The sequence below is a fragment of the Streptomyces sp. NPDC001194 genome (genome assembly GCF_042896985.1).
Classification (GTDB): domain Bacteria; phylum Actinomycetota; class Actinomycetes; order Streptomycetales; family Streptomycetaceae; genus Streptomyces.
On sequence record NZ_JBIAXU010000030.1, the window covers coordinates 1 to 24,686 of the forward strand.

Here is a 24,686-nt window from a genome sequence, read left to right on the forward strand (position 1 = left end):
ATCCCGAGTACGTCCAGTACAAGGGCTTCCGCCCGGCACACCGAGAGCACGCACCGGACGCCGCGGGACCGCCCTCCGGGCGGACGGCGCCACTTCGCGGACACCCCCTAGAGGGCGGCGGCGTCCAGGGCCGCAGTCAAGTAGCGCCGTACGACGTCCAGTTCACCGGGCGTGAACTGCCCGGCCGCGTCGACCAGACCTCCGATCAGCGGGCCGAAGAAGGACCGGCCCAGCTCGACGGCCTTCGGCTCCACCACGAGCAGGATCCGGCGCCGGTCCTGCTCGTCGCGGCTGCGGCGGACCAGGCCCAGCCGTTCCAGCCGGTCGAGGAGGGCGGTGGTGCCCGCCGAGTTGAGCCGCAGCGCCTCGCCGAGCCGCCCCGGGGTGACCGCCTCCCCCGCCCGGTCGGCGTCGAGCAGCCGGATCAGGGCCCGCAGATCGGTCGGATGCAGGTCGTTGCGCGCCGCGAACTCGGCGCCGCGCAGGTGGAGTTCCACCGTGACCGCGCGCAGGAGGTGGACCAGCCGCATGGCGGGGGTGTCGTCATCGTTCACTCGACTATTCTCTCGCCGAGCGAGATAATCGGTCAACGAAACGATTTCCGGGGGCCTGCCGTGACCGTGAGCGCATCCACACCCGAATCCGCACCCGCATCGCAAGAGTTCTTCGCCGCCTACGAGGCGCTGCTGGCGCGCTGGCCGGCCGGCACCGCCGAGATCGACGTCCCGACCCCGTACGGGCCGACCCGCGTCCACGCCCATGGGCCGGCCGGGGCCCCCGCGCTGCTGCTCCTGCACGGCGGGGGCGCCACCGGCGCGGTCTGGTTCGCCAACGCCGCGGCGCTCGGCGCCCGCCACCGGGTGCTCGCCGTCGACATCCTCGGCGACGCCGGCCGCAGTGTCCGTACCGGCCGCCCTCTGCGCACCACCGCGGACCTGATGGCCTGGCTGGACGCGCTCCTCGAGGGGCTCGGCGTCCGGCGCGCCCACCTGCTGGGGCATTCGTACGGTGCCTGGATCGCCCTGACGTACGCCCTGCGGGCGCCCGAGCGGGTCGACCGGCTGGTGCTCCTCGACCCGACCCGGTGCTTCGCGGGCTTCCGCCCCGGATTCCTGCTGCGCTCACTGCCCGTGCTGGCGCGCCCGGGGACGGCCCGCGCACTCGCCTACGTCGACCGGGAGACGGCCGGCACGGACACCGACCCGGGCTGGAAGCGGCTGTTCGCGCTGGCGGCCTCCGACTTCGCGCACCGGAAGCTGATCGCCGGCCGCCGCCCTGACGGCGGGGCGCTGAAGGCCCCGCTGCTGGTCCTGCTCGCGGGCCGCAGCGGCGCCCACGATCCGGAGAAGGTCGCGGCCCGCGTCCGCGGGGCCGTGCCGCACGCCCGGATCGGGAGGCTCCCGCGGCTCACCCACTACGCGCTGCCCACGGCGGCGCCCGCGGAGACGAACCGCCTGGTCTGCGAGTTCCTCAGGGCCGACCCGGACGACGGGGGCGACGGGGGCGACGGCGGAGACGGCGACCGGGAAGGTCAGTCCAGGTCGAGGTGGTAGGCCCCGGCGGCGGCATCGGCGAACAGCGTGAACTGGACGCGATGACCCGGTTCGCCGCCGTGGCCGCCATCGCCCTCGGCGTCGCCGTCGACGTCGACTTCGACGGGCTCGGCGTCCACGAGGACGTACTCCCCGTAGCCCTCGAAGTCCCCGGGGCCGTCGGCGACGCCGATGTGGATCGGGGTCTCGTCGGGCAGCGCTGCCAGCACCTCGCGGAGCCGGCCAGCGGTCCACACCTGCGGATTGTGATCGAACATGTCAGCCATGCGGCGACATTAGAGCGCGAAGGGTGCACCGCGGCCACGGCGCGCCGGATTGTTTCCCGCATCCGCGACGACCGTCACCCGGAGTGCGTCCGGAGACGGTCCAGGTGCGCGCGGAGGACCTCCTGCGCCTCGGACGGGGCGAGGTGGCCGATGAGGACGTGTGCGGTGAGCCCGTCGGCGAGGGCGAGGAGACCGCGGGCTTCACGGTGCGCGTCGACGGGCCCCGTGCGGCCGTCGTCCTCCGCCGCCTCGGCGATGAGCTGCGCGAACGACTCGTGCAGGGCGGCGTAGTTCGCCCGCAGCGTGCCGGCGAGCGACTCGCTGACCGCCGCCTGCGCGACGAAGGCCAGCCAGACCCTGGCCTCGGCCCGGTGCTCCTCCCGCAGCAGCGCGACCTCGGTGGCCGCGTACCCCAGGGCGGTGCCGGCCGACCGGGCCGGGCTCCTGACCAGCCGGGCCCGTACCCGCTCGCCGATGCGCTCGCCCACGTGACCGAGGGCGAAGACGAGCATCTCCTCCTTGGTGCGGAAGCAGCGCTGCACGGCTCCCATGGAGACCTGCGCGCGGGCGGCGACGTCGCGCAGGGTCACGCCTTCGAGTCCGCGCTCGTCGGCCAGCCGGCAGACGGCCTCGGCGATGAGGCGGCGCCGGCCCTCGTGATCCACCTGCTTGGGCATGCCCGCTCCCCTCCCACCCTTATTCGATGCGGTTGCATCGGTTCTCAGGGTACCGTTCCGATGCAAGCGCATCGGAACGTGTGGAGGGGAGAGGGTTCGCACCATGCTGGATCCCTTGTGGAAGATGTCGGCCGCCGCGCAGGCGGAGGCCGTTCGCCGCGGCGAGGTGTCGGCCGCGGAGCTGGTCGACAGCCACCTGGAGCGCATCGCCGAGGTCAACCCGCAGGTGAACGCGGTCACTCAGGTGATGGCGGAACGCGCCCGCGCGGCCGCGGCGCGCACCGACCGGCTGCGGGCCGAAGGCGCGGCACTCGGGCCGCTCGCGGGCGTGCCGTTCACCGTGAAGGAGACCACCGCCGTCGAAGGGGTGCCCACGACCTTCGGCACCCCGCGCTTCCGCGATCGGGTGGCCCCGGCCGACGCCCTCCCGGTGGCCCGGCTGCGCGCCGCGGGAGCCGTGCCGATCGGGCACGCCAACGTGCCCACCCTGGTCCTGGCCGGGATGCACACCCGCAGCGAGCTGTTCGGCGACACGTTCAACCCGTGGGACCGCGGCCGGACCCCGGGCGGCAGCAGCGGGGGCGACGCGGTGGCCGTGGCAACGGGCATGGCGGCACTCGGACTCGGGAACGACTCGGGCGGATCGGTGCGCATCCCGGCCCAGTTCTGCGGAGTGGCGGGCCTGAAGCCGTCCACGGGCCGGTTCCCGGCGGACCTGCGGATGCTCGGCCCGGACGACCCCGGCCCGGCGTCCCAGATGCTCGTCACCGAGGGGCCCCTGGCGCGGTCGGTGGGCGACCTGCGGCTGGCGTACGAGGTGCTCGCCGGGACCGATCCGCGCGACCCGCGGGCCGTGCCGGCGCCGCTCTACGGCGAAGCGCTGCCGCCCGCGGCCGTGAAGGTCGCCGTGGTGGCGGACCCCGGCGGCCAGGGCGTCCACCCCTCGGTGCGCGCGGCCGTGGCGGCCGCGGCCGGCGCGCTGCGGGATGCCGGGTACGACGTGCGCGAGGTGGCGGACGTACCGCGCATGGCCGAGGCCCTCGACGCCTACGGCCGGATCACCGTGACCGAGTTCGCCCCCGGCTGGCCCGTGGTGCGCACGCTGCTCGGCGCGGGCGGGGACCGGTACATCGCGATGGCCATGGAACGGACGCCGCCCGCGAGCGCCGACGAACTCGTGGCGCTGATGGGCAGTTGGCTGAACATCCGCCGTTCGTGGGCCGAATTCCTCGACGAGTACCCGCTGTTGCTCGGCCCCGTGTTCACCGAGCCGCCGGTGGAGCCGGGGCTGGAATCGCGCGACGGGCCGGGCCGCGAGCGCGTCGCGGCGGGTATGCGCCTGTGCACCGTGACCAGCTTCGTGGGCGTCCCGGCCGTGGCCGTGCCGACGGGCCTGGCCGACGGCCTTCCGTGCGGGGTCCAGATCGTCGGGCGCGCGTTCCGGGAGGACCTGTGCCTGGACGCCGCCGAGGCGGTCGAGAGCCGCCTCGGTGTCCTCACCCCGCTGGACCCCCGCGGGTGAAGGTCCCCGCCGGGCCCCGCCGGGCCCCGCCGGACGGGCCGGCCGACCGCGGCGGCCGCTCCGCGCCTCAGCCGTTGAGGGACTTCATCAGCTCCGGGGCGTAGCGGTCGCCCGAGACGACCCCGTGCGGGGCCACCGCCTCGATGGCGGCCAGGTCCGCGTCCGTGATCGTCACCGCGGTGGCGGCGACGTTCTCCTCCAGGTAGCGGCGGCGCTTCGTCCCCGGGATCGGCACCGCGCCCCGGCGCAGGGTCCAGGCCAGGGCCAGCTGGGACGGGGTGACTCCCTTTTCCGCGGCGAGGCGTCGGACCTGGTCGACCACGGCCAGGTTCCGGTCGAAGTTCTCGCCCAGGAAGCGGGGGTCCGTACGGCGGAAGTCGTCCGCCGCGAAATCGTCCGGGGTGGTGATCACGCCCGACAGGAAGCCCCGGCCGAGCGGCGAGTACGCGACGAGCCCGATGCCGAGATCGCGCAGGGTGTCGAGGACGCCGTCGTACTCGATGCCGCGCTCGAAGAGGCTGTACTCGGTCTGCACGGCGGCCAGCGGGTGCACGGCGTGGGCACGGGCGATGGTGGCGGGCGCGGCCTCGCACAGACCGATGTGGCGGACCTTGCCCGCGGCGACCAGGTCGGCCATGGCCCCGACGGTCTCCTCGATCGGGACGTTCGGGTCGACGCGGTGCAGGTAGTACAGGTCGATGTGGTCCGTTCCGAGGTGGCGCAGGGAGCGGTCGGCCGAGCGGCGGATGTACTCGGGGGTCCCGTTGTGGCCGCGGAAGCCGCCCTCGTCGGTGAACTCCACGCCCGTCTTCGTGGCGATCACGGCGGCGTCGCGACGGCCGGCCAGCGCCTTGCCGAGGAGCTGTTCGTTCAGGAAGGGGCCGTACCCCTCGGCGGTGTCGAGCAGCGTGACGCCCAGCTCGAGCGCGCGGTCGATGGTGGCCAGGGCCTCGGTCTCGTCGATGGCTCCGTAGTGGGCGCTCATGCCCATCAGGCCGAGGCCTTCGGATCCGACCTCGAGTCCCTGACCGCCCAGTGCGCGAATCTCCATGGTGCCGTACTCCTCCGTAAGTAACTAACTGGATAGTTCGACTATGCACCCGGCTCGCGCCGCATGTCAATAACCAGATAGTTACTTGCTAGGCTGAGCCCATGGCACGGGATTCCAGCGCGACCAAGGCACGCCTGCTCGACGCGGCGTTCTCCGAATTCGCCGCATACGGCATCGCCGGTGCGCGGGTCGATCGCATCGCCGAGGCCGCGCAGGCGAACAAGCGGCTCATCTACGTCTACTACGGCAACAAGGAGCAGCTGTTCGACGCCGTGCTCCAGCGGGCACTGGCAACCGGCTCGGAGTCCGTCCCGTTCGACGCCGACGACCTGCCGGGGTACGCGGGCGCCGTCTTCGACCACCTCGTCGCGCAGCCGGCACTGATGCGGCTCGTGGTGTGGAAGCAGCTGGAGCGGCCCGGCGCCACGGACACGGAGGCGGAGTCCTACCGCGGCAAGATCGCGGTGGTGGAGCAGGCCCAGACGGCGGGGCGCATCGACGCCGCACTGGATCCCGCCGACATCCTCACGCTCGTACTGGGCCTGTCCCAGGCCTGGTTCGGCGCCGTGGGCGGGCCGGCCGCGGGCGGCGCGGGCACCGGCTGGGCGCCCGAACGGCTGGCCCGGCACCGCGCCGCGGTGGTCGAGGCCGTACGCCGCATCACGACGCCGCCGCGGGACGCCCCGTAGGGCGTGTCTTTCGGGTCAGGCCGGATCAGCCCGCGGTGGGTGGTGCCTTGCATCGCAAGGCGGAGGGAGTCGACGCGGTCGAGGCACCCCCCGGCGGTGGCCGGGGACGTCGGCGACCGACGAGAGCGCGGCGAGGCGCGGCGCCACCCGGCGTGGTCCCGGCATGATCCCCAAGGCACGCCCCGGCGTGGCACCCGGCCTCTGCCGGTGGGCCCGCCGGTGCGCCGGTCCACCGGCACTCCCCCTCCGCCCGCCGCCCATCGGGACGGGGCCGGGCCGGGCGCCTACGAGGCCGGCGGGGCAGGGAGCGTCAGGATCATGCCGATGAGGTGGTCCAGCGCCGGCTGCGCGTCCGGGTCCTCCGGCAGCACCTCGGGGGCCGTGTCGGGGGCGGTCCTGCGCAGTTCCAGCCAGCCCAGGTAGGCGGCGTACCCGGCCAGGGCGCGATGACGGGCCTCCTGCGGCCCGAAGCCCAGACCGCCGAAGATCTCCGCGAGGAAGTCCAGCCGGGTCCGGGTGACCCGGGCGACGACCTCGGCGACCGCGGGGTGCGCGGTGTGCGCGACGAGCGCCGGTTCCAGCCCGGCGATCTCCTCGGAGCCCAGCGCGACGGCGAACAGCATCCGCGCCCGCGTCCACGGATCGCCCTCCTCCCGGACGGCGGTGACGACCTCCGCGGTGGCGCGCCGCTCCCACGTCTCCAGGGCGGCCACGAGCAGGGCCTCCCGGTTCTCGAAGTGCCAGTAGAAACTGCCGCGGGAGACCGCGAGTTCGCGGGCGAGCACGTCCACCGCCACCGCCGCGAGACCGCCGCGGGCCAGCGCCCGGAGCGCCGCCGCCGTCCATTCCTCCTTGGTCACTCTCCCCTTGGCCATGTTCCGTACAGTACTGTACGGAACATCCATACAGAGGTGTACGGAACTGGGGAGAGGGGTTCGGCATGAGCGCCATGGCCAGGCGGATCGGTGCGGAGCGGACGGGAGCCGGGGTGCGGGGTGCGGCGGCGGCCGCTGCCGGAGGGCTGCTCGCCGCGGGCGCGCTGCACGTGGTGTGGGTGTTCTCCCCGTGGCCGCTGGACTCGCGGGCCGAGTTCGCCGCCGTGGTGGTCGGGGTGGAGGAGGAGCAGCTGCCGTCCGGGCCGCTGACGCTCGCGGTGGCGGGCGCACTGGGCACTGCCGCCGGGCTGGTGGCGACCGGGGCCCGGCCGGCGAGCCGGTTCGGGCGGTCCCGGCCGGTACGGGCAGGGCTGTGGGCGGTGTCCGGAGCGATGGCGGCACGCGGGCTCGGCGGACTGGCGGGCTCCGGGCTCGGACTGTGGTCCAAGCCGGCCGAGTTCCGCCACTGGGACCTGCGGCTCTACTCGCCGCTGTGCGTCGCACTGGGCGGGCTCACCGGGTACGTGGCCCTGCGCACCCGCCGCCGCGCCGCCTGACCGTCGTACGGCGCGGCCCCGAAGAACCGCCCGCCCTTGCGGTACCCCGCCACGGCGGGTCGGCGCACGGCATGCGGCGGCGCTCCGACGGGGCGAACCGGCCGCCGGCGAGTCCGCGCACGGCATCCGAAGCCGCCCCCTACGCGTACAGACCCGGCGCCCGTTCGAGGCCACGCCCCCGCCACGGCCGGACCGCTCCGGCGGGGCCGCGCCCGGCGTGCCGAGCCGGCGTGCCCGTACGCCTGCGGGACCGCTCTGGCGGGAGCCGTCCTCGGGTCGCTCGGCGGGGCCGTCGGCGCGGGGGCGTCAGGCGGTCGGGGCCTCCGGCGTGCGTGCCCGGGACAGGATGGTCTCCGTGTCCACGCCCGTCGGGAGCGTCCCGTACGCGCCGCCGTGCTCGCCGCCCAGGCGGGACGCGCAGAAGGCCTCCGCCACCGCGCCCGGGGCGTGGCGCAGCAGCAGCGACGCCTGGAAGGCCAGGGCCATCGTCTCGGTCAGCTGCCGGGCCCGGTATTCGGCCTCGGCCGGATCGGCCAGCTGCTTGTGCAGCCCGGCCACCGCCGCGTCCAGGTGCCGGTCGGCGCCCGAAGCCCGCCCGACCTCCTCGAAGAAGGCCTCGACGGTCTCCGGCTGCCGGGCCATCGCCCGCAGCGAGTCCAGGGCGGCGACGTTGCCGGAGCCCTCCCAGATCGACGACAGCGGGGCCTCCCGGTAGAGGCGCGGCATGCCGGAGTCCTCGATGTAGCCGTTGCCGCCCAGGCATTCGAGGGCTTCGGCCGCATGCCCGGGGGCGCGCTTGCAGACCCAGTACTTGGTGACCGCCAGCCCCAGCCGGCGCAGCAGCGCCTCGTCCTGGCTGCCCCGGGACACCCGGTCCGTGGCGCCCGCGAGGCGCAGGGCGACGGCCGTCGCCGCCTCGGATTCGAGCGCGAGGTCGGCGAGGACGTTGCGCATCAGGGGCTGGTCGATGAGCGCCTTGCCGAACGCCCGCCGCTGCGTGGCGTGGTGGACGGCGCGGATGGTGCCGAGCCGCATGCCGGACGCCCCGCCGAGCACGCAGTCGAGCCGGGTCATGTTGACCATCTCGATGATGGTCGCGACGCCGCGCCCCTCCTCCCCCACCAGCCAGCCGAAGGCCTCGTCGTACTCGATCTCGGCGGAGGCGTTGGACCGGTTGCCGAGCTTGTCCTTGAGGCGCTGGAGCAGCAGCCGGTTCCTGCTGCCGTCGGGCAGGACCCGCGGCAGCAGGAAACACGAGAGCCCGCCCGGCGCCTGGGCCAGCGTCAGGAACACGTCCGACATCGGCGCGGAGGTGAACCACTTGTGCCCGGTCAGCCGGTAGGTGCCGTCCGGGACCGGGACGGCGGTGGTGGTGTTGGCGCGTACGTCGGAACCGCCCTGCTTCTCGGTCATCGACATGCCCGCGATCAGGCCCTGCTTGGTGTCCGGCCGGCGCAGTCCGTAGTCGTACGTACGGGAGGCGAGCAGCGGCTCCAGCCATGCGGCGAGCTCCGGGGTCGCGCGGAGCGCGGGTACGGCGGCGTACGTCATGGACACCGGACAGGAGTGACCCGCCTCGACCTGGCCCCATACGAGGAACTTCGCGGCCCTCGCGACGTGCGCCCCGGCCCGGTCTTCGGCCCAGGGCGCGGCGTGCAGCCCGTGGGAGACGGCGGTGCCCATCAGCTCGTGCCAGTACGGGTGGAACTCCACCTCGTCGATCCGGTGGCCGTAGCGGTCGTGGGTGCGCAGCACCGGCGGGTTCTCGTTGGCCACGCGGCCCCACTCCGCGGCCTGTTCGGAGCCGGCGAGGGCGCCGAGCCGGTGCAGTTCGGGTATCGCCCACGCGGCGCCCTCCCGGGCGACCGCCTCCAGCAGGGCCGGGTCGGCGGCCGCGTCGTAGCCGTGGTGCGGATCCACCTGGTTGGTGACCTCATGCGTCTGCGGCATCGTGTCCTCCAAGGGCACGCAGGGTGAAGGTGATCAGGCCGGGGATGACGTCCCCCGGGGCCGCGTCCCCGTCGGCCAGCGGCCCGACGAGCGCTTCGGCGATCGCGCCGACGAGCGCGGCGGCAGTCAACTCGGGCGATTGTGCGGGCAGTTCTCCGCAGGCCACGCCCGCCGCGATCTGTCCGGCGTAGACGTCGCGGAACGCCCTGCGGAAGACGAGCCGTTCGGCGTCGACGGCGGGGTCGGCCGGTTCCGCCAGCAGGGCGAAGGCCCGGCGCGGCGCCTGCAGCGCCCGGTACGCGAAGGTCTCGACGGCGGCGGCCACCCGCTGTGCGGCCCCGCCCGGGCGCTCCGCCGCGGCGGCCACGGCCTCGAGCTCCCGGGCCACGAGCGTGCGGAAGAGCGCGGCGGCCAGCTCGGACTTCCCGGAGAACGACTGGTACACGCTGCCGGTGGAGATCCCGGCCTCGGCGGCGATGGCCGCGACCGAGCAGCCGCCGTACCCCTCCCGGGAGAGCAGGTGTACGGCGGCTTCGAGCACCCGGTCCCGGCGGGCGTCGAGGCGGGCCTGTACGGAGGGCGGACGGCGGTAGGGCATGGAAGGATTGAAGCACCGATTCACTGCTTCACGCCAGACCCGGACGGCGCCCGGCACATGCTTCGCGGTGGTCGGCGGTGTGCCCGTCGAGCCTGCCCGGACAGGGCCGCGGGCCGGGTGCGGGAGGGCATCCGGGCAGGGAAAACGCAACTTCGACAGGGGCCGCGGAGGCAGTTACCTTCACCTGGTCCTCGGCGATCGCCCACGGTCGTACGGGAGTTCCTTCAGGCAGTCAGGGAGAGACGCATGCCCCATCTCGCGCTTTACACGTTCGGCGTCCTGAAGTCGCCCCTCGCCGATCCCGCACCTCTCACGCGCGAGTTCTACGCCACCGGCGAGGCCGTCTACCGGAGGATGAGCCAGTGCCCCGGGTACCTCGGGCGCGCCGAAGCGGCGGGCGGTGATCGCGGCGTGCTCTTCGACGCGGACTGGGGCGCATGGGGAGAGTTCGCCGTACCGGCCTGGTACGGCAAGGGCCGTACGGCGCAGACCACCGCCCTGGCCACGACCCTCTCCCTCTGGACCGACCTGGGCCGCGCCCTCGACGCCGTCTACACCGGTACGCACCGGGAGGCGCTGAACAGGCGCTACGACTGGTTCGAGAGGACGGAGCACCCGAATTACGTGTTCTGGTGGGTCCCTGACGGGGTGATACCCACCTGGCAGGACGGGGTTTCCAGGCTGGAGCACCTCCACGACCACGGCTCCGCGCCGAACGCCTTCACCTTCCACCACTCGTTCGCCCCGGACGGAACTCCGGCCGGGATCAAAGCCGTCGGGCCACAGCGCGACCCGTCTCACTGACGGGGAAGCCCTTGCGGAGCCGGGCGCTCAGTGCAGCGTCGCCGGGGTGGGGCCGTCCGGGCGGACGGTGATGCCGTACGCGGCCTTGGCGGGGACGGACCGCAAGAGCGGGACGTGGGCGGGCAGCAGGTGTTCGAGGAGGACGGTCGACTCGCGGAGTGCGAACTGCAGGCCCAGGCAGGCGCGGGGGCCGATGCCGAACGGGAGGTAGGCGCCGGGGTGGGCGGGGCGGCCGTCCGGGGTGGTGAAGCGGCGGGGGTCGAACCGTTCGGGGGCCGGCCACAGCTCGGGGTCGCGGTGCGTGAGGTACGGGCAGACCACCACGTCGGAGCCCGCTTCCACGGCGTAGCCGGTCACCAGGTCGGCTTCGGCGGCGTACCGGGGCAGGATCCACGCCGACGGGTAGAGCCGGAGGGTCTCGTACACCAGGGCCTGGACGGCGCGGCGGCGTTCCGCCGAGCCCGGTGGGCCCGCGGCGAGGGCCTCGTCGCGGGTCTCGGGGTGCCGGTCGAGCAGTAGGTAGAGCCAGGTCAGGGTGGTGGCGGTGGTCTCGTGGCCGGCGACGAGCAGCGTGATCAGCTCGTCGCGGATCAGCCGGTCGGTGTACTCGGGGCGTTCGGCGGCCGCGCCGGTCAAGAGGTGCAGGAGGCCCGGACCGTCGGGCCCGGCCCCGCCGGCGCGGGCGGCCGCGATGGCGCGGTGCGCGACGGCGTCGATCCTGGCGAGGTCGGCGGCGACCGCGTCCCGGGCGTGGGCGGTGTCGGCCGGCAGGGTCGGCATCGCTGCCATCACGGCGGCGACGGCGCCCAGTTCGCGCTCGGTGCCGTCGTCGAGGGGATGTCCGGTCAGGGAGCGCCAGATGGTGTCCAGGGCGAAGCGGCGCATCTCCAGGCCTATGTCGAGCGGCCGGCCGGTGCGGGCGTACGCGGTCCAGCGCTCGGCGGTGACCCGGGCCGCCTCCGCGATCCGCCGCTCGTAGCGGCGCATGCCGGTGCCGGTGAACTGGGACTGCAGCAGCCGCCGTTGGCTCTTCCAGGCCTCGCCGGTGGCGGCGAGTACACCGTCGCCGATCAGCAGGCGGGCTCGGTGGGAGCGTTTGACGTACCGGTCGGGGTGCAGGGCCAGTACGTGCCGGACGGCGCCGGGGTCCGTGACCAGGACCGTGGGGCTCGGCCCGAGGCGGAACGCCGCGACCCCGCCGAGCCGTTCGCGCACCACGGCCAGCAGGTCCACCAGTTCGCCGCCGCCGGAGCGCCACCGCTCCACGAGGGCGGGATCCAGCTCGGGGACCGGCCGGCCCTCACGGGCGGCGGGCGGACGGGGATCGAAGCCGGCTTCGGTCGCCACGGATCTTCTCCTGTTCGGCCGCTGTTCCCGGCCCCTGGCGGAGCGCGGGCATCACGGACTGTACGGGAGCCGGCGCACGTCGTGACACCCCGCCCTTCCGGGAGGGCGGGGTCCCGGGAAGGCCGGGGCACGAGTCACGAGTCGCCGGTGGCCGGTCGCCGGTCGCCGGTCGCCGGTCGCCGGTCGCCGGTCGCCGGTCAGCGCACCATGCGCGGCAGGCGCAGGCTCAGGAGCACCGTCAGGGCGATCATGCCGAGCTGCACCAGCAGAGTGACGGCGAGCGCGTCCCGCATGCCCGCCGACGGGACCAGGGCGAGGAACAGGCTGCCGAGGGTGGCGACGCCGAGGGCCAGCGCCGACTGCTGCGTGGTGATCATGACGCCGCCGCCCACGCCCGCCCGGTCGGCCGGCACGTCGGACAGCATCAGCCGCATCAGGACGGGCAGTTGGAGTCCCTGGCCGAGGCCGGCGACGGCGACGCCCGGGGCGAGCGAGGCCAGCCCGAGGTCCGGCCAGCCGCGCAGGACCTCGAGGGTGAGCAGGATGACGCCGACGGCCTGGAGGACGCCGCCCGCGGTGACGACGCGGCTGCCGAACCGGCCGACCAGCCGCGGTCCGGCGAGCGAGGCCGCGAAGAAGGCCACCGCCATCGGCACGAGCGCGAGCCCCGCCTCCACCGGGCCCATCCGCAGACCCTGCTGGAGGACCACCGCGATGACGAACATGAAACCGCTGAAGCCGATCGAGAACGGCACCAGCAGGACCAGGCCCCGCCGCAGCGACTGCAGTCGCAGCAGGCTCGGCGGCACCAGCGGGGTACGGCCGAGCCGGTCGGCGCGGCGCTCGGTCCGGTAGAAGGCCGTGGCGGCGAACGGGAACACTGCGAGCGAGACCCAGGTCCACAGCGGCCAGCCGGCGGCCCGGCCCTCGGTCAGCGGCAGCAGCAGGGATACGAGGGACAGGGCGAGCAGCAGCGTCCCCGGTACGTCGACCGAGGCCGGCCGGTCCGAGCGGGTCTCCGGCACGGCACGGGTGGCGAGCACCAGCCCGAGGACCACCACCGGCACGTTGACCAGGAACACCGAGCGCCAGCCGAAGCCCGCGATGTCGGCGGCGACCAGGACGCCGCCCAGGATCTGCCCGGCGACCATCGACAGCCCTGCGGTGGCCCCGTACAGGCTCATCGCCCGGGCCCGGCGCGGCCCCTGGGTGGTCGCCTGGATGGTGGCGAGCACCTGCGGCAGCATCAGCGCGGCCGCCGCGCCCTGCGCCACCCGCGCCCCGACCAGGGTCCAGGCGGTGGGCGCCAGCCCGCACAGCAGCGAGGTGACGCCGAAGGCGGCCATGCCGATCAGGAAGAGCCTGCGCCGTCCGGCCGTGTCGCCGAGGCGGCCGCCGAGGACGAGGAGCACGGCGTACGCGACGCCGTAGCCGCCGACGATCAGCTCCAGCGTGGCGGGTCCGGCCGCGAGGTCGCTGTCGATCGCGGGCAGCGCCACGTTGACGATGAAGAAGTCGATCAGGGGCAGGGCCGCGCCGAGCAGCACGGTGAACAGCCCGAGCGGGCCGATCGCCGCCGGGGCGGGCCCGGGATGCGCGGCCGGGGCCGGGGCCGGCCCGGAGGCCGGGCGGCCCGCCGGGGCGGACGGGGAGGGACGGGTGGTGCGTACGGTTGCTTCGCTCACAACGGAAACGATCGCCCCACGCTCAGCCTGGTACCAGAGTCTTCTTATCCTGGTACAAGGAATACCTGGCAACGGGATGAGCGGTGCGGCACCCTGGTTCCATGACCACTGTTGCCCCCGACAGCGACGTACGCCGGCACGAGCTCGCCGAATTCCTGCGCAGCCGCCGGGAGCGGATCACCCCGGAGCAGGTGGGGCTTCCGCGCGGCCGCCGCCGGCGCACCCCCGGGCTGCGCCGCGAGGAGGTCGCCCAGCTCTCCGCTGTCGGCGTCACCTGGTACACCTGGCTGGAGCAGGCCCGCGAGATCCAGGTGTCCCCGCAGGTCCTGGACGCCCTGGCGCGCGCGCTGCTGCTGGACGCCAGCGAGCGCACGCACCTGTTCGCGCTGGCCGGCACCCTCGATCCGGCCCCGCACGCGCCGTGTCCGAGCGTGACGCCGGCGCTGCGGGCGATGCTCGACCAGCTCGGGCCGATCCCGGCCTGCATCCAGAACAGCCGGTACGACATCCTCGCCTACAACTCCACCTACGGACGGCTGCTGTGCGACCTGGACGCGCTGCCGCCCGAGGACCGCAACTGCCTGTGGCTGGCGTTCACCAACGCGGACTGGCGGGCGTCGATGGCCGACGTCGCCGAGGTGAACCGCACGATCGTGGCCAAGTTCCGGGCGGCGATGGCGGAACACCTCGCCGAGCCGGCCTGGAAGGCCCTGCTGGCGCGACTGGAGGCGCAGTCGCCGGAGTTCCGGGAGCTGTGGGCGCGGCACGAGGTGCTCGGCCTGGGCGCCAAGACCAAGTACGTCCGCAACGCGCACGTCGGTCTGCTGCACCTGGAGCACACCAACCTGTGGCTCGGGCCGGCGGCGGGCCCGCGCCTCGTGACGATGGTGCCCGTGGACGAGGCGAGCCGGGCGGCACTGGAGCGGCTGGCCGCGCCGGAGCCCGTGGACCGCCGCCGGCCGGAGCCCCTCGGGCCGCCGGACCCGCTGGAACTCCTCGCGCCGGCCGCGGTCTGACGCACCCGCCCGCCTCCACCGCGCCGCCTAAGGCCGCCCGGCCAGCCCCTCCGGCAGCCGGCCCGTGTGCAGCACCCCGAGGGTCTGCGTGGCCCGGGTCAGGGCGACGTACAGGTCGCTCGGCTCGTGGTCCGCGGGCTCCACCACGATCACCGAGTCGAACTCCAGCCCCTTGGCCTGGCGCGGGTCCAGCAGGACCACGGCCCGGGTGAGGTCCGGCTCCTCCCCCGCCCGTACGCCGGGCAGCGCGGCCGCCAGGGCCCCGTGCAGCGGGCGCGGCGCGATCACCGCCAGCCGGCCGCCCCGCGCATCGGCCGCAGCACCTTCGCGCACCGCGTCCGCGACCGCGCCGGGGAGGTCGTCCGTCTCCCGCACCCAGGGCCGCCGCCCCGTGGACCGCACCGAGCTCGGCGGCTCGAATCCGGGGTGGCGGGCCCGGAGCACGGCGGCCGCGAGGTCCATGATCTCGGCGGGCGTGCGGTAGTTGACGCCGAGCCGTACCAGCTCGAAGCGGTCGCCGACGTACGGGTCCAGGATCCGCTTCCACGAGCCGCAGCCCGCCTCGTCGCCGGTCTGGGCCGGGTCGCCCACCAGCGTCATGGACCGGGTGGGACAGCGCCGCATCAGCAACCGCCAGGCCATCTCGGACAGTTCCTGCGCCTCGTCCACGATGACGTGTCCGAAGGCCCAGGTGCGGTCGGCGGCGGCCCGCTCGGCCGCGCTGCGGTGGTCGGCCTCCTCCTGCCGCTCGGCCATCCGTTCGGCATCGATGATGTCGTGCGCCGCGAGGAACTCGTTCTCCATGTCCTCGAATTCGTAGCTCTCGGAACCCTGCGACAGGTCCAGGACGCCCTGCGCGTACGCGATGCGCTCCTGTCGTTCACGCTCCTGCGCCGCGCGCTCCGCGCTGTCGTCGAAGCCGAGGAGCTCGGCGGCCTCGTCGAGCAGCGGGATGTCGGCGGGTGTCCAGTCGTCCGTCGTGCGCCGGATCAACTCGGCTTCTTCGGCCGGCAGATGGGTGGGGTCGGCGAGGAAGTCGGCGATGAGCTGCCGGGGCGTGAGGGGCGGCCAGAGGCCGTCGATCGCGGCGTGCACCTCGGCGCTGGTCGCGATCTCCTTGCCGAGCTGCGCGATGTCGTCGGCGCCGAGCAGGTTGGGGCCCCCGTACGGGTCGGCGCCGAGCTGGTCCGCGAGCTGCTGCGTGAGGGAGTCGATGATCCGGAAGGCGAAGTACGGGCGGGCCAGGTTGTGCGGCAGCCCGGTCGCGCGGGCCCGGTCGCGGGCCTCGTGCGCCATGGTCCGGTCGAGCCGCAGGGTGCCGTGGTCCTCGTGGTCGATCTCCAGGGCCGGCTCCGGGAGCACGGCGCTGTCCTCGCCGCTGCCTGCGGGGACGGTCTCCGGCAGCGCCTGCCGGTCGCGTACGACGAGGGCGAGCACGTCGGCCATCTCGGCGCGGCCCTTGACGGCGGCGGCGCCGGGCCGGTCGGTACCGGTCGCGCGGATGCCGGGGAACAGCTCACCGAGGGTGGAGAGGAGGACGCCGGTCTCGCCGAGGGAGGGGAGCACCTCGCCGATGTAGCCGAGGAACGCCGGGTTGGGTCCGACGATCAGTACGCCGCGCTTGGCGAGCAGCTCGCGGTGGGCGTAGAGGAGGAAGGCGGCCCGGTGCAGGGCGACGGCCGTCTTCCCGGTTCCCGGACCGCCCTCCACCACCAGTACGCCGCGGTGGGGTGAGCGGATGATGCGGTCCTGCTCGGCCTGGATGGTCTGGACGATGTCGTGCATGCGGCCGGTGCGGGCGGCGTCGAGCGCGGCGAGCAGCACGGCGTCGGCGTCCGCCCCCTCGTGGCCGGTGCGCTCGGTGTCGGCGAGGTCGAGGATCTCGTCGTGCAGGGCCGTGACCTCGCGGCCGCGGGTGCTGATGTGGCGGCGCCGGCGCAGGCCCATCGGGAAATGCCCCGTGGCGAGATAGAACGGGCGTGCCACCTCGGCCCGCCAGTCGAGGACGAGGGGGGTGCGGTCCGCGTCGTCCTGCCTGATTCCGATGCGGCCGATGTGGTGGTCCTGACCGTCGGAGAACTCGAGACGGCCGAAACACAGACCGTTCTCGCCGGCGTTCAGCGCGGAAAGCAGACCGGACTGCTCGGCGACGACCACATCCCGCTCCAGGCGCGCCTGAAACCCGGTGCCCGCCCCCGACAGCGCCTGCTGCACGGCCTGTTCGGCCTGGTCGCGCAGGCCGTCCAGGCGCGCATAGAGCTCGTCGATGAATTGCTGCTCATTACGGAATTCCACGGTTGACAATTCCACTCCCGACCCGATACGATGTCTTCGTAAAGCCTCTTCACGCCCTGCCGTCATCAGGTCGTGAAACATCAAATATACGCAGACGAATACCCCGGCCGCCAATTGGTCCGGGGTTTTTGCATGCCGTTTCCCAAAGGCGCCCACAGCGCACAGACGAACGAGCCGGATGGGCGGATGTCACCCGGACGGCTCACCCGTCAGGCTTTCGGCGCCGTGCACTGCTTTGGTGGATACACAGAGCTGTCCACCACATGGAGCACTCTCATGTATGAAATGCAGGTCGGTGAGGCGGCCACAGGGCCTGGCCTCGTATGGCACGTCGTCGCCCGTGACCGCCGGGCCACCCTGTGCGGCCGCCCCCTCCAGCCGGGAGGCAACGCAGAAACGGACCACCACTGCATGCCGTGCATGACGGCCTTCCAGGACGTCATGCGGGAAGGATCCGCGGAGTCCTGACAGCGGGGGCGACCACCCCGATCCACGAGCCGCCGCCGGCGCCGGGACCTCCCGGCACCGGCGGCGCGTACGTGACCACCCGACAGCACATCAAAGCAATCCTTATGGCATTTACGACTGTTACCGTATCTGCTTATGAAAACGATCGGACTGCTCGGAGGAATGAGCTGGGAGTCGACCGCCGAGTACTACCGGCTGTTGAACGAGCTCACGCGCGACCGGCTGGGAGGGCTGCATTCGGCCCGGTGCGTGCTGTACTCCGTGGACTTCGCCGAGATCGAGCGACTGCAGGCCGAAGGGCGGTGGGCCGAGGCCGGCGAGGTGTTGGCGGCGGCGGCCCGGCGGCTGGAAGCGGCCGGGGCGGATCTCGTCCTCATCTGCACCAACACCATGCACAAGGTCGCCGACCGGGTCCAGGCGGGCATCTCCGTGCCGCTGCTGCACCTCGCCGACGCCACCGCCGATGCCGTGAAGGCGGCGGGGCTGACCCGCGTCGGCCTGCTGGGCACCGCGTTCACGATGGAGCAGGAGTTCTACCGTGGCCGACTCGCGGCGAGCGGGCTCGAGGTCCGCGTCCCCGACGCCGAGGGGCGGGCGCTCGTGCACCGGGTGATCTACGAGGAGCTGTGCCTCGGCATCGTCCGCGAGGAGTCCCGCGCCGCCTACCAGCGCGTCATCGAGGGGCTCGTGGCCGCCGGAGCCCAGGGGATCATCCTCGGCTGCACCGAGATCGAGCTGCTCGTCGGCGCCGCGGACAGCCCCGTACCCGTCTTCCCCACCGCACGGATCCATGCCGAGGCGGCTGTCGAGACCGCCCTTTCGGCACACCCGCACATGGCCTGAATCCATCGGTGCTCGGAATCGAGCGCTCCGCCCCGTGCCATCATTCGGCGCTATCAAGCCAACCGAGGGGGGTAGGCGTGGTCGTCGAGAACTGGCAGCAGGCCGCCGTGGCCGCAGTGGTCGTGGCGGTGCTGGGAATCGTCCTGTGGTCCATGCGGCACCGGATCAAGAAGCTCCGGCTGCGGCTGTGGGGCGTCGCCGTCGAGGCCGCCCCCGAGGGGGACCCGGCCGACCAGGCCGTGCACACCAAGCGCTCCAAGATCCTGAAGTCCCTGGTCAGCACGGTCAAGGGCGGCAAGGTCGGGATCGTGGACACGAAGGTCAAGGACAGCTGGATCGTCGTGCGCAAGGACGACGACCCCGAGCCCGACCCCGCAACGGGACCCGGCACCGGGCCCGGCACCGCGCCTGGCACCGGCACCAGCACCGGCACCGGCACCGGAGATCCCACCAGCTGATCCGGTCGGCAGCGCTCAGGGGACTTCCGGGGGGGAGAGACGGCGTGCACGTAGACCGCGTCGAGCAACTGGCCCACGCCGCGCGCGTGATCGGCGACAGGGCCTCGCACCGGGCCCTGTTCTTCGAGGGCGACGAGGGGATCGGCAAGACCGCACTGCTCATCGAGGTGCACCGGCGGCACGGTGACAGCACGGTCTGCTACGTCGACCTCGCCACCACCTGGGCGGCGTTCGACGTGCTGAACCACATATACCGGCAGGCGTCCGGGCAGGGCATCCGCATGGACTCCTTCCGCGCGCTCAAGCAGCGCTACGGCGAGGTGCCGACGGTGAACTTCCAGGGGATGTCGATGAACCGCTCGCACCTCGACATCGCCCTGAGCGTCAACGCCGACCGCGAGACGCAGAACTCGGCCATGAGCGACGAACTCGTCGCGCGTCTGGCGGAGTCGGCGACCGGGCCCGGCTCCGGCCCGATCGTGGTCCTGGACGGCTTCGACCGCTGCGAGCCCCCGCTGCAGAACTGGATCAGCACCGGCTTCCTGCCGGACCTGCTGGCCACCCGCCGCATCACCGTCTTCCTCGCCGGACGCAGCGTCCCCAGCCTCTCGCACCCCTACGCCGGCGCCGTCCGGAACCTGATCCTGCCGCCGTTCGACGCCGCGACCGTCCAGGAGTGGATCGACCTGGCCGGCATCGACGAGCTCAAGGGGTCCGCCGAGGAGCTCTGCAGCAGACTGGACGGGCTGCCTTCGGCGATCTCGGAGTTCCTGTCCCACTTCACCCGGGAGGGCTGACCCCTGGACACGGACCTCGTCCTGCGCCGCATCCGCGGTGCGTTCGCCGCGCTGCCGCCCGCCCGGCGCTCGCTGCTCGAACACCTCTGCGTGTACGACTGGTTCGATCCGGACATCGTCGAGTACACCGCCGATGCGCTCGGAGTGCCGGCCGACAGCGGGCCGCTCGTACGGCTGCCCGTGATCGAGGCCCGCCCCATGACCGCGACCGAGCAGTTCCGGCTGCGGCCCCTGCTGCGCAAGGACCTCCTCCACCGGCTCCGCGAGGAGGAGGACGCGACGCTCAGACGGGCGCACCGGCTGGCCGCCGCCTACTACTTCCAGCCGCTGGACCCGTTCAACACCGAAAGGATCGGCTGGTACGTCGAACAGGTCCGCCACCTGGCCCGTTCCAATCCGGACCGGGCCCTGAGCCGGCTGGCCGCCTTCTCCCACACGGCCCTGCTCGCCGGCCATCCGGAAGCGGCGAGCCGGGCGGCGGCCGCCGCGCTGAAGTCCGGGGCGGACGCCCGCGAACTGACCCTGCTGGCGGAGGTCGTACGGTCCGTCGCGCTGATCCTGGCCGCGCAGGCGGAGGTCGACGGCCGGGCGATCGTACAGCTGGACGGGCTGCTGTCCGGTGCCCGGCCCCCGCGCGACCTGGCCGCCGCGCGGATCGGCCGGCTCGCCCGCGACCTCGTCACGTACTACAGCGAACGCCAGGCCCCCGCCCCCACCCTGACGGCGGCGCTGGCCCTGGAGGCCGGGCGGCGTCCGGACCGGCGGGGCATGCCGCAGGTGTCCGCGAGCCTGTCCGTCGCGGAGGAGTTCGCGCACTTCCCGCACACCGTCATGCTCCGCGACCACGTGGTCGCGGTGGCCGGCCGGCGCAAGGCGTCCCACTCGATCACCTCGACGCTGTACGCCTCCGGCACCCAGGACACCCGCGCGGTGATCGACATCTTCCCGTGGGTCTACGGCGAGACGCTGGACAAGCTCGACATCCGGGACGCGAACGGCGGAGTGGTGCCCTCGCTCAAGCGGGTCGAGGTGCAGTCCTACATCGCGAACGCGGTCTCGTACTGGCTCGCGGACGAGGGCGGGGACGCCTCCGACACCGGCCGCACCGGCGCCGACGCCGGACGCGGGCGCGGCGTCGAGGTGCACGCCTCGCACCGGGAGATCTCCCTCGCTCTCGGCTCCGCCGTGCAGAGCCGCCAGCACGATACCGTCGCGACGCTGCTGGAGAGGGCCGTCGAGGTCACGGACGGCGACCTGGGCGCCCGGATCCGCGCGGCCACCCGCTACCTGCCGCTGGTCGCCGAGTTGGACACCGCCTACGGCACCTCCCCGCGGCTGCACTACGGCTACGACGGCAAATGCGTCCTGCGCCGCCACGGGCTGCTCGGCGTATCGGCGGAGCTGGACCTCTGCCTGCCGACCGAGGCCCGCAACCAGCTGACCGTCCCCACGCCCGAAGGGGTCGAGCTGGCCGGCATCACGACGTCCGACCCGCGGTGGGCCGTCGAACCGGTCCTCGCCCCGTCCGACTGGGACGACGGGACCCCCCGGGGACTGCCGGAGCAGTTCGACGTCAGCTTCGGGGAGTTCGCGCAGGGCGAGGGACCCTCCGGGGAGGCGTCGCACCGGGTCGGGCTCACCACGCTGCGGCTGTACTACCTGCCGCGCCGAAAAGACGTGCGCCGCGTCGCCTGGGTCAACCTGCTCTGCCTGCTGGTCTGCCTGGCCGCGACGATCCTGGAGCTCTTCGTGGAGTACGCCCAGTGGTCCGGTGTGATCCCCCTCGCCGTGGTCATGGCCGGCTTCCTGGAACAGATCCAGAACAGGCGTCAGCACCCCTCCGGCAGCGCCGAGGTGCTGCACGCCTACGCGAGCCGCAGGCTCAACCTGATCAACGCCACGGGGATGGTCGCCGCCCTGCTGGCGACCTCCGCCCTCTCGGTGGGCACTCCGGGGGTGTCCCTTTCGATCACCGTGTCCTCCTTCGCCGTGTGCCTCGCCACCACCTGCGTACTGCTGGCCTCCGCCGCCGGACGCCGGCGGGACCTGGCGGCCGGCGCCGCGTCACCCGCCCTCGATTAGTCACACCGTGATGTCATACGGGCAAGCAGGCCGCGAGGGCGGCGGCACGGACCCGGGCGGACCCATGGGCACACCACAGTCGGGAGCGGACGCGGAGCCGGACGACGCCGGCCACCGGCAGGAGGCACGGCACGCCGACTGGCTCGAGCTCTTCTTCGACCTCGTCTTCGTCGCGCTCGCCGCCCAGCTCTCGCACGGGCTGCACGGCGATCCGAGCCTGCGCGACTTCGCCGTGTTCCTGGGGCTCTACTTCCCGCCCTGGTGGCTGTGGATCAACCTCATGGTCTCGGCGAACCTCTTCGCCGACAACGGGCCCCGCCGCCGGCTGCTCATGCTGTCCGCCATGCTCTGCATCGCCGTCATGGCCTGCGCCGTGCCCGAGGCCGACACGGACCGCGGTTCCGTCTACGCCCTCGGGTACGCCGGCACCCGGCTGGTGCTGCTCGGGCTGTGGTGGCCGGCCACCCGGTACCCCGAGCCCCTGCGCGTCCCGCGCTGGCGCCCGCTGAGCTACTGCCTGGCCTCGGGGCTGCTGTGGGCCGCCTCCGCCGCCGTGCCCGCGCCCTGGCAGTACGTCGTCTGGGCGGTGCTCATCGCCGCCGAGATGGCGCTGCTGCTCAGCGCGCGCGGCCGCGGGCTCCCCGCCCGGCTGGACACCGGGCACATCGTCGAGCGGGTCGGCCTGTTCGTCATCATCGTGCTCGGCGAGTCCGTGATCGCGCTGGTGACCTCGGCCGACCACGCGTGGACCGCGCGGGCCGGGATCGTCGGCGTCCTGGGTTTCGTACTCCTCGCCGCCCTCTGGTGGTCGTACTTCGACTTCGGCTCGACCTCGGCCGAGCTGATGCTCGCGAGGGCCGACGACCGGCAGGCCTATCTGCTCGCCCGCGACGTGGGCGGCTTCCTGCACTTCTTCGTCACCGCGGGCGTCCTGTGCATGGCGGCCGGCCTGGCCACCGCGGTCGAGGAGGCCGACCACGCCCATCTGCCGACCGGTGCGGTGTGGGTACTGGCCGGCGGACTGGCCATGTACCACGCGGCCCACGCGGGCATCGCGCTGCGTTACGGGCGCCCGCCGGCCGCCGTCGCCGTGTGGGCCGTTCCCGGCATCGGCTTCCCGCTGCTCGTGGTCTGGGCCGCCGGCCACCTCGCGCCCTGGGTGGTGGTCCTCCTCCTGGCCGCCGAGGCGATCGCGCACCTCTTCTACGCGCGCACGCTCCAGCGCCGCCGCCTCGCGGCGGCCGCCACCCCCTGACCCCTCACGGCAGCACCGGCAGGAGCTCCGGGCGCTTGGCCGTGCGGGCGTCGCCGGAGGAACGGCCGCGCAGGCGCCTGCCGAGCCAGGGGCCCAGGAACGCGGCGGCCCAGCGCAGTTCGGCGGCGACCGTGGACCGGGGCGCCCCGTCCGGGGGGAGCGGATGCGTCCAGGAGTCGTCGCTGCCCGGCAGGCCGAGGGCGTATGCGAGCGCGGCGGCGATCCGCTCGTGGCCGAGCGGGCCGGCGTGCAGCCGGTCCGCGCTCCACAGCCGGGGGTCGGTGACCACGGGATGGTGTCCGGTCTCGACGACGACCACGCCCTGCCGGGCGGCAGCCGTGCGGATCCGGTCGTTGAGTTCGCTCACCCGCGGGGAGAGCGGCCGGGCGAGCGGGGTGATCCGCGCGAGGTCCGGGAAGGTCATGGTGAGGACCCGGGCGCCCTGGCCGGTGAGCGCGCCGAACATCGCCTCCAGGTCGCCGGCGACCTCGCCGGCGTCGAACCGCGGCCGGAGGATGTCGTTGACCCCGGCGACCACGGTCGCGAGGTCCGGGCGCAGCGCGAGGGCCGGTGCGAGCTGCTCGGCGCGGACCTGCCCGGCGAGGCGGCCGCGGACGGCCAGGTTGGCGTACCGCAGGCCGGGGCTGTGGAGCGCGAGGTGCTCGGCGAGGCGGTCGGCCAGCCCCCGCAGGCCGGTGGTGTCGTCGCCGTCCCCGAGCCCCTCGGTCTGGCTGTCCCCCAGGGCCACGTACCGCAGGTACCGGTGCTCATCGCGCGGCACGGGCCGCCTCCCGCTCCCGCAGGACCGCGATCGTACGCTCGCACCAGTCGCGGTTGCCCTGCTCGAAGGCGAGACCGCGCAGGCAGGTCAGGTACGGGCCGATGCGCTCGCCGCGGCGCAGGAACTCCTCTTCGGAGCGGTCGCCGCGCATGGTGCGCAGCAGGCCGCCGAACAGGTCGACCTTGGCCCGGGCGAAGGCGGCGCGCTCGGTGAGCTGCGCGACGAGCGTCGCGGTGTCCACGTGGTCGGCGGCCTGGACCATCACGATGAGGTCGTCGCGGATGGAGGAGGGCCTGGTCGCGGCGGCCGTGAACTGGTCCAGCTCGGCGAGCCCGGCGTCGGTGACGGTGAACAGGCGCTTGTTGGGCCGGGTGTCCTGGACCACTTCCCGGCCCGCGATCAGCCCGTCCTTCTCCAGCCGGGTCAGCTCGGCGTAGAGCTGCTGCGGGAGGGCGTGCCAGAAGTTCGCGACGCCGAGGTCGAAGGCCTTCGCCAGCTGGTACCCGCTCAGCTCCTCGTCCAGCAGCGCCGCCAGTACGGCGTGGCGCAAAGCCATCGGATCGCCTCCTTCTCGCCTCTGTGCACGGACACTCCCCGCATGATACTCAAGAAACTGACTAATCACATTGATGAGTAGAAGACTCTCAGGGAGATGCCGTGACCGCAGCAGACCGCTTCCGCGCCGCCGTCGACAGCCGTGACCTCGCCGCCCTGGAGGCCCTGTTCACCGAGGACGTGCGCTTGTACAGCCCGGTGAAGTTCACCCCGTTCGAGGGCCGGCCGATGGTCCTGGGGCTCTTCGGGGTGCTGCTGCGCACCTTCGAGGACTTCCGCTACGTCGGCCAGTACACCGGCAGCGCCGAGACGAGCGTCGACGGCTCCGTGGCTCCGTCGGAGGTCCTGCTGTTCCGTGCCACGGTGGGCGGCAAGGCCATCCACGGCATCGACCTGGTCCACTTCGCCGAGGACGGCCGGATCAAGGAGTTCACGGTGATGGTCCGGCCGCAGTCCGCGGTGCACGCCCTGGGCGAGGCGGTCCTCGCCGGGCTGGTCGCGGACGGCCTGGCCCCTGCCCCGGCCGGGGGAGGCGCCGCTCGTTAGGCTGCGGGCAGCCAGC

At 73.6% G+C, this 24,686-nt stretch carries 24 protein-coding genes; 12 read left to right on the plus strand and 12 right to left on the minus strand.

The genetic code is table 11. The features are described 5' to 3' along the window. Nucleotides 1-107: 107 nt before the first annotated feature. The gene (locus tag ACFY1T_RS34380; RefSeq protein WP_390791715.1) at nucleotides 108-530 is read right to left on the minus strand and encodes a MarR family winged helix-turn-helix transcriptional regulator; all 423 of its coding nucleotides are present in this window, start codon (nucleotides 528-530) and stop codon (nucleotides 108-110) included. A 90-nt stretch (nucleotides 531-620) separates the two neighbouring features. On the opposite strand from ACFY1T_RS34380, the gene ACFY1T_RS34385 reads away from it, so the two are divergent. Then, nucleotides 621-1,553 (plus strand): alpha/beta fold hydrolase, encoded by a 933-nt coding sequence (locus ACFY1T_RS34385; protein ID WP_390791681.1) that lies wholly within the window; start codon nucleotides 621-623, stop codon nucleotides 1,551-1,553. Here the strand turns inward: ACFY1T_RS34385 and ACFY1T_RS34390 are convergent. Next, nucleotides 1,532-1,819, minus strand: coding sequence for a DUF6225 family protein (locus tag ACFY1T_RS34390; RefSeq protein WP_390791682.1), 288 nt, complete (start codon nucleotides 1,817-1,819; stop codon nucleotides 1,532-1,534). The genes ACFY1T_RS34385 and ACFY1T_RS34390 overlap by 22 nt on opposite strands. A gap of 74 nt (nucleotides 1,820-1,893) precedes the next feature. Then, complete coding sequence (locus tag ACFY1T_RS34395; protein ID WP_390791683.1) at nucleotides 1,894-2,496, minus strand: TetR/AcrR family transcriptional regulator; 603 nt, start codon at nucleotides 2,494-2,496, stop codon at nucleotides 1,894-1,896. A 103-nt stretch (nucleotides 2,497-2,599) separates the two neighbouring features. Here ACFY1T_RS34395 and ACFY1T_RS34400 point away from each other — a divergent pair, with 103 nt between their 5' ends. Next, nucleotides 2,600-4,018, plus strand: coding sequence for an amidase (locus ACFY1T_RS34400; RefSeq protein WP_390791684.1), 1,419 nt, complete (start codon nucleotides 2,600-2,602; stop codon nucleotides 4,016-4,018). Nucleotides 4,019-4,085: 67 nt separating this feature from the next. On the opposite strand, the gene ACFY1T_RS34405 is transcribed toward ACFY1T_RS34400, so the two are convergent. Continuing rightward, nucleotides 4,086-5,069, minus strand: a complete 984-nt coding sequence (locus ACFY1T_RS34405) for an aldo/keto reductase (RefSeq protein ID WP_390791685.1) — start codon at nucleotides 5,067-5,069, stop codon at nucleotides 4,086-4,088. A gap of 101 nt (nucleotides 5,070-5,170) precedes the next feature. Between ACFY1T_RS34405 and ACFY1T_RS34410 the strand changes: the two genes are divergently transcribed. After that, on the plus strand, nucleotides 5,171-5,758 hold the full coding sequence (locus tag ACFY1T_RS34410; RefSeq protein WP_390791686.1) for a TetR family transcriptional regulator: 588 nt from the start codon (nucleotides 5,171-5,173) through the stop codon (nucleotides 5,756-5,758). A gap of 284 nt (nucleotides 5,759-6,042) precedes the next feature. On the opposite strand, the gene ACFY1T_RS34415 is transcribed toward ACFY1T_RS34410, so the two are convergent. After that, the gene (locus tag ACFY1T_RS34415) at nucleotides 6,043-6,633 is read right to left on the minus strand and encodes a TetR/AcrR family transcriptional regulator (protein ID WP_390791687.1); all 591 of its coding nucleotides are present in this window, start codon (nucleotides 6,631-6,633) and stop codon (nucleotides 6,043-6,045) included. A gap of 65 nt (nucleotides 6,634-6,698) precedes the next feature. On the opposite strand from ACFY1T_RS34415, the gene ACFY1T_RS34420 reads away from it, so the two are divergent. Further along, a complete protein-coding gene (locus ACFY1T_RS34420) occupies nucleotides 6,699-7,190 on the plus strand; it encodes a DUF3995 domain-containing protein (RefSeq protein ID WP_390791688.1) in 492 nt (163 codons plus the stop codon). 306 nt (nucleotides 7,191-7,496) lie between these two features. Here ACFY1T_RS34420 and ACFY1T_RS34425 read toward each other — a convergent pair whose 3' ends face one another. Both ACFY1T_RS34425 and ACFY1T_RS34430 read right to left on the minus strand, forming a co-directional pair. Continuing rightward, the gene (locus ACFY1T_RS34425) at nucleotides 7,497-9,140 is read right to left on the minus strand and encodes an isovaleryl-CoA dehydrogenase (protein WP_390791689.1); all 1,644 of its coding nucleotides are present in this window, start codon (nucleotides 9,138-9,140) and stop codon (nucleotides 7,497-7,499) included. After that, a complete protein-coding gene (locus ACFY1T_RS34430; protein ID WP_390791690.1) occupies nucleotides 9,124-9,738 on the minus strand; it encodes a TetR/AcrR family transcriptional regulator in 615 nt (204 codons plus the stop codon). The genes ACFY1T_RS34425 and ACFY1T_RS34430 overlap by 17 nt, the downstream gene beginning before the upstream one ends. Before the next feature lie 246 nt (nucleotides 9,739-9,984). Here ACFY1T_RS34430 and ACFY1T_RS34435 point away from each other — a divergent pair, with 246 nt between their 5' ends. Further along, nucleotides 9,985-10,542, plus strand: coding sequence for a DUF3291 domain-containing protein (locus ACFY1T_RS34435; RefSeq protein ID WP_390791691.1), 558 nt, complete (start codon nucleotides 9,985-9,987; stop codon nucleotides 10,540-10,542). A gap of 27 nt (nucleotides 10,543-10,569) precedes the next feature. On the opposite strand, the gene ACFY1T_RS34440 is transcribed toward ACFY1T_RS34435, so the two are convergent. Both ACFY1T_RS34440 and ACFY1T_RS34445 read right to left on the minus strand, forming a co-directional pair. Then, nucleotides 10,570-11,889 (minus strand): cytochrome P450, encoded by a 1,320-nt coding sequence (locus tag ACFY1T_RS34440; RefSeq protein ID WP_390791692.1) that lies wholly within the window; start codon nucleotides 11,887-11,889, stop codon nucleotides 10,570-10,572. A 197-nt stretch (nucleotides 11,890-12,086) separates the two neighbouring features. After that, nucleotides 12,087-13,574, minus strand: coding sequence for an MFS transporter (locus tag ACFY1T_RS34445; protein ID WP_390791693.1), 1,488 nt, complete (start codon nucleotides 13,572-13,574; stop codon nucleotides 12,087-12,089). Between the two features lie 101 nt (nucleotides 13,575-13,675). On the opposite strand from ACFY1T_RS34445, the gene ACFY1T_RS34450 reads away from it, so the two are divergent. After that, nucleotides 13,676-14,590, plus strand: a complete 915-nt coding sequence (locus ACFY1T_RS34450) for a helix-turn-helix domain-containing protein (RefSeq protein WP_390791694.1) — start codon at nucleotides 13,676-13,678, stop codon at nucleotides 14,588-14,590. A gap of 27 nt (nucleotides 14,591-14,617) precedes the next feature. On the opposite strand, the gene ACFY1T_RS34455 is transcribed toward ACFY1T_RS34450, so the two are convergent. Further along, nucleotides 14,618-16,951 (minus strand): HelD family protein, encoded by a 2,334-nt coding sequence (locus ACFY1T_RS34455; RefSeq protein WP_390791695.1) that lies wholly within the window; start codon nucleotides 16,949-16,951, stop codon nucleotides 14,618-14,620. A gap of 537 nt (nucleotides 16,952-17,488) precedes the next feature. On the opposite strand from ACFY1T_RS34455, the gene ACFY1T_RS34460 reads away from it, so the two are divergent. The 5 genes from ACFY1T_RS34460 to ACFY1T_RS34480 all read left to right on the plus strand — a co-directional run bounded on the left by ACFY1T_RS34460 (nucleotide 17,489) and on the right by ACFY1T_RS34480 (nucleotide 22,788). Next, the gene (locus tag ACFY1T_RS34460) at nucleotides 17,489-18,196 is read left to right on the plus strand and encodes an aspartate/glutamate racemase family protein (RefSeq protein ID WP_390791696.1); all 708 of its coding nucleotides are present in this window, start codon (nucleotides 17,489-17,491) and stop codon (nucleotides 18,194-18,196) included. 77 nt (nucleotides 18,197-18,273) lie between these two features. Continuing rightward, on the plus strand, nucleotides 18,274-18,654 hold the full coding sequence (locus ACFY1T_RS34465; RefSeq protein WP_390791697.1) for a hypothetical protein: 381 nt from the start codon (nucleotides 18,274-18,276) through the stop codon (nucleotides 18,652-18,654). A gap of 44 nt (nucleotides 18,655-18,698) precedes the next feature. Then, nucleotides 18,699-19,451, plus strand: coding sequence for a hypothetical protein (locus ACFY1T_RS34470; protein ID WP_390791698.1), 753 nt, complete (start codon nucleotides 18,699-18,701; stop codon nucleotides 19,449-19,451). 90 nt (nucleotides 19,452-19,541) lie between these two features. After that, a complete protein-coding gene (locus ACFY1T_RS34475) occupies nucleotides 19,542-21,533 on the plus strand; it encodes a hypothetical protein (RefSeq protein WP_390791699.1) in 1,992 nt (663 codons plus the stop codon). A 64-nt stretch (nucleotides 21,534-21,597) separates the two neighbouring features. Beyond that, complete coding sequence (locus ACFY1T_RS34480; RefSeq protein WP_390791700.1) at nucleotides 21,598-22,788, plus strand: low temperature requirement protein A; 1,191 nt, start codon at nucleotides 21,598-21,600, stop codon at nucleotides 22,786-22,788. Nucleotides 22,789-22,792: 4 nt separating this feature from the next. Here the strand turns inward: ACFY1T_RS34480 and ACFY1T_RS34485 are convergent, their stop codons facing one another. Further along, nucleotides 22,793-23,569 carry an SGNH/GDSL hydrolase family protein gene (locus tag ACFY1T_RS34485; protein ID WP_390791701.1) on the minus strand — a complete coding sequence of 259 codons (777 nt, stop codon included), beginning with the start codon at nucleotides 23,567-23,569 and terminating at the stop codon, nucleotides 22,793-22,795. After that, nucleotides 23,556-24,125, minus strand: coding sequence for a PadR family transcriptional regulator (locus ACFY1T_RS34490; RefSeq protein ID WP_384705859.1), 570 nt, complete (start codon nucleotides 24,123-24,125; stop codon nucleotides 23,556-23,558). The genes ACFY1T_RS34485 and ACFY1T_RS34490 overlap by 14 nt, the downstream gene beginning before the upstream one ends. Nucleotides 24,126-24,226: 101 nt before the next feature. Between ACFY1T_RS34490 and ACFY1T_RS34495 the strand changes: the two genes are divergently transcribed. Beyond that, complete coding sequence (locus ACFY1T_RS34495) at nucleotides 24,227-24,670, plus strand: nuclear transport factor 2 family protein (protein ID WP_390791702.1); 444 nt, start codon at nucleotides 24,227-24,229, stop codon at nucleotides 24,668-24,670. Nucleotides 24,671-24,686: the final 16 nt, after the last annotated feature.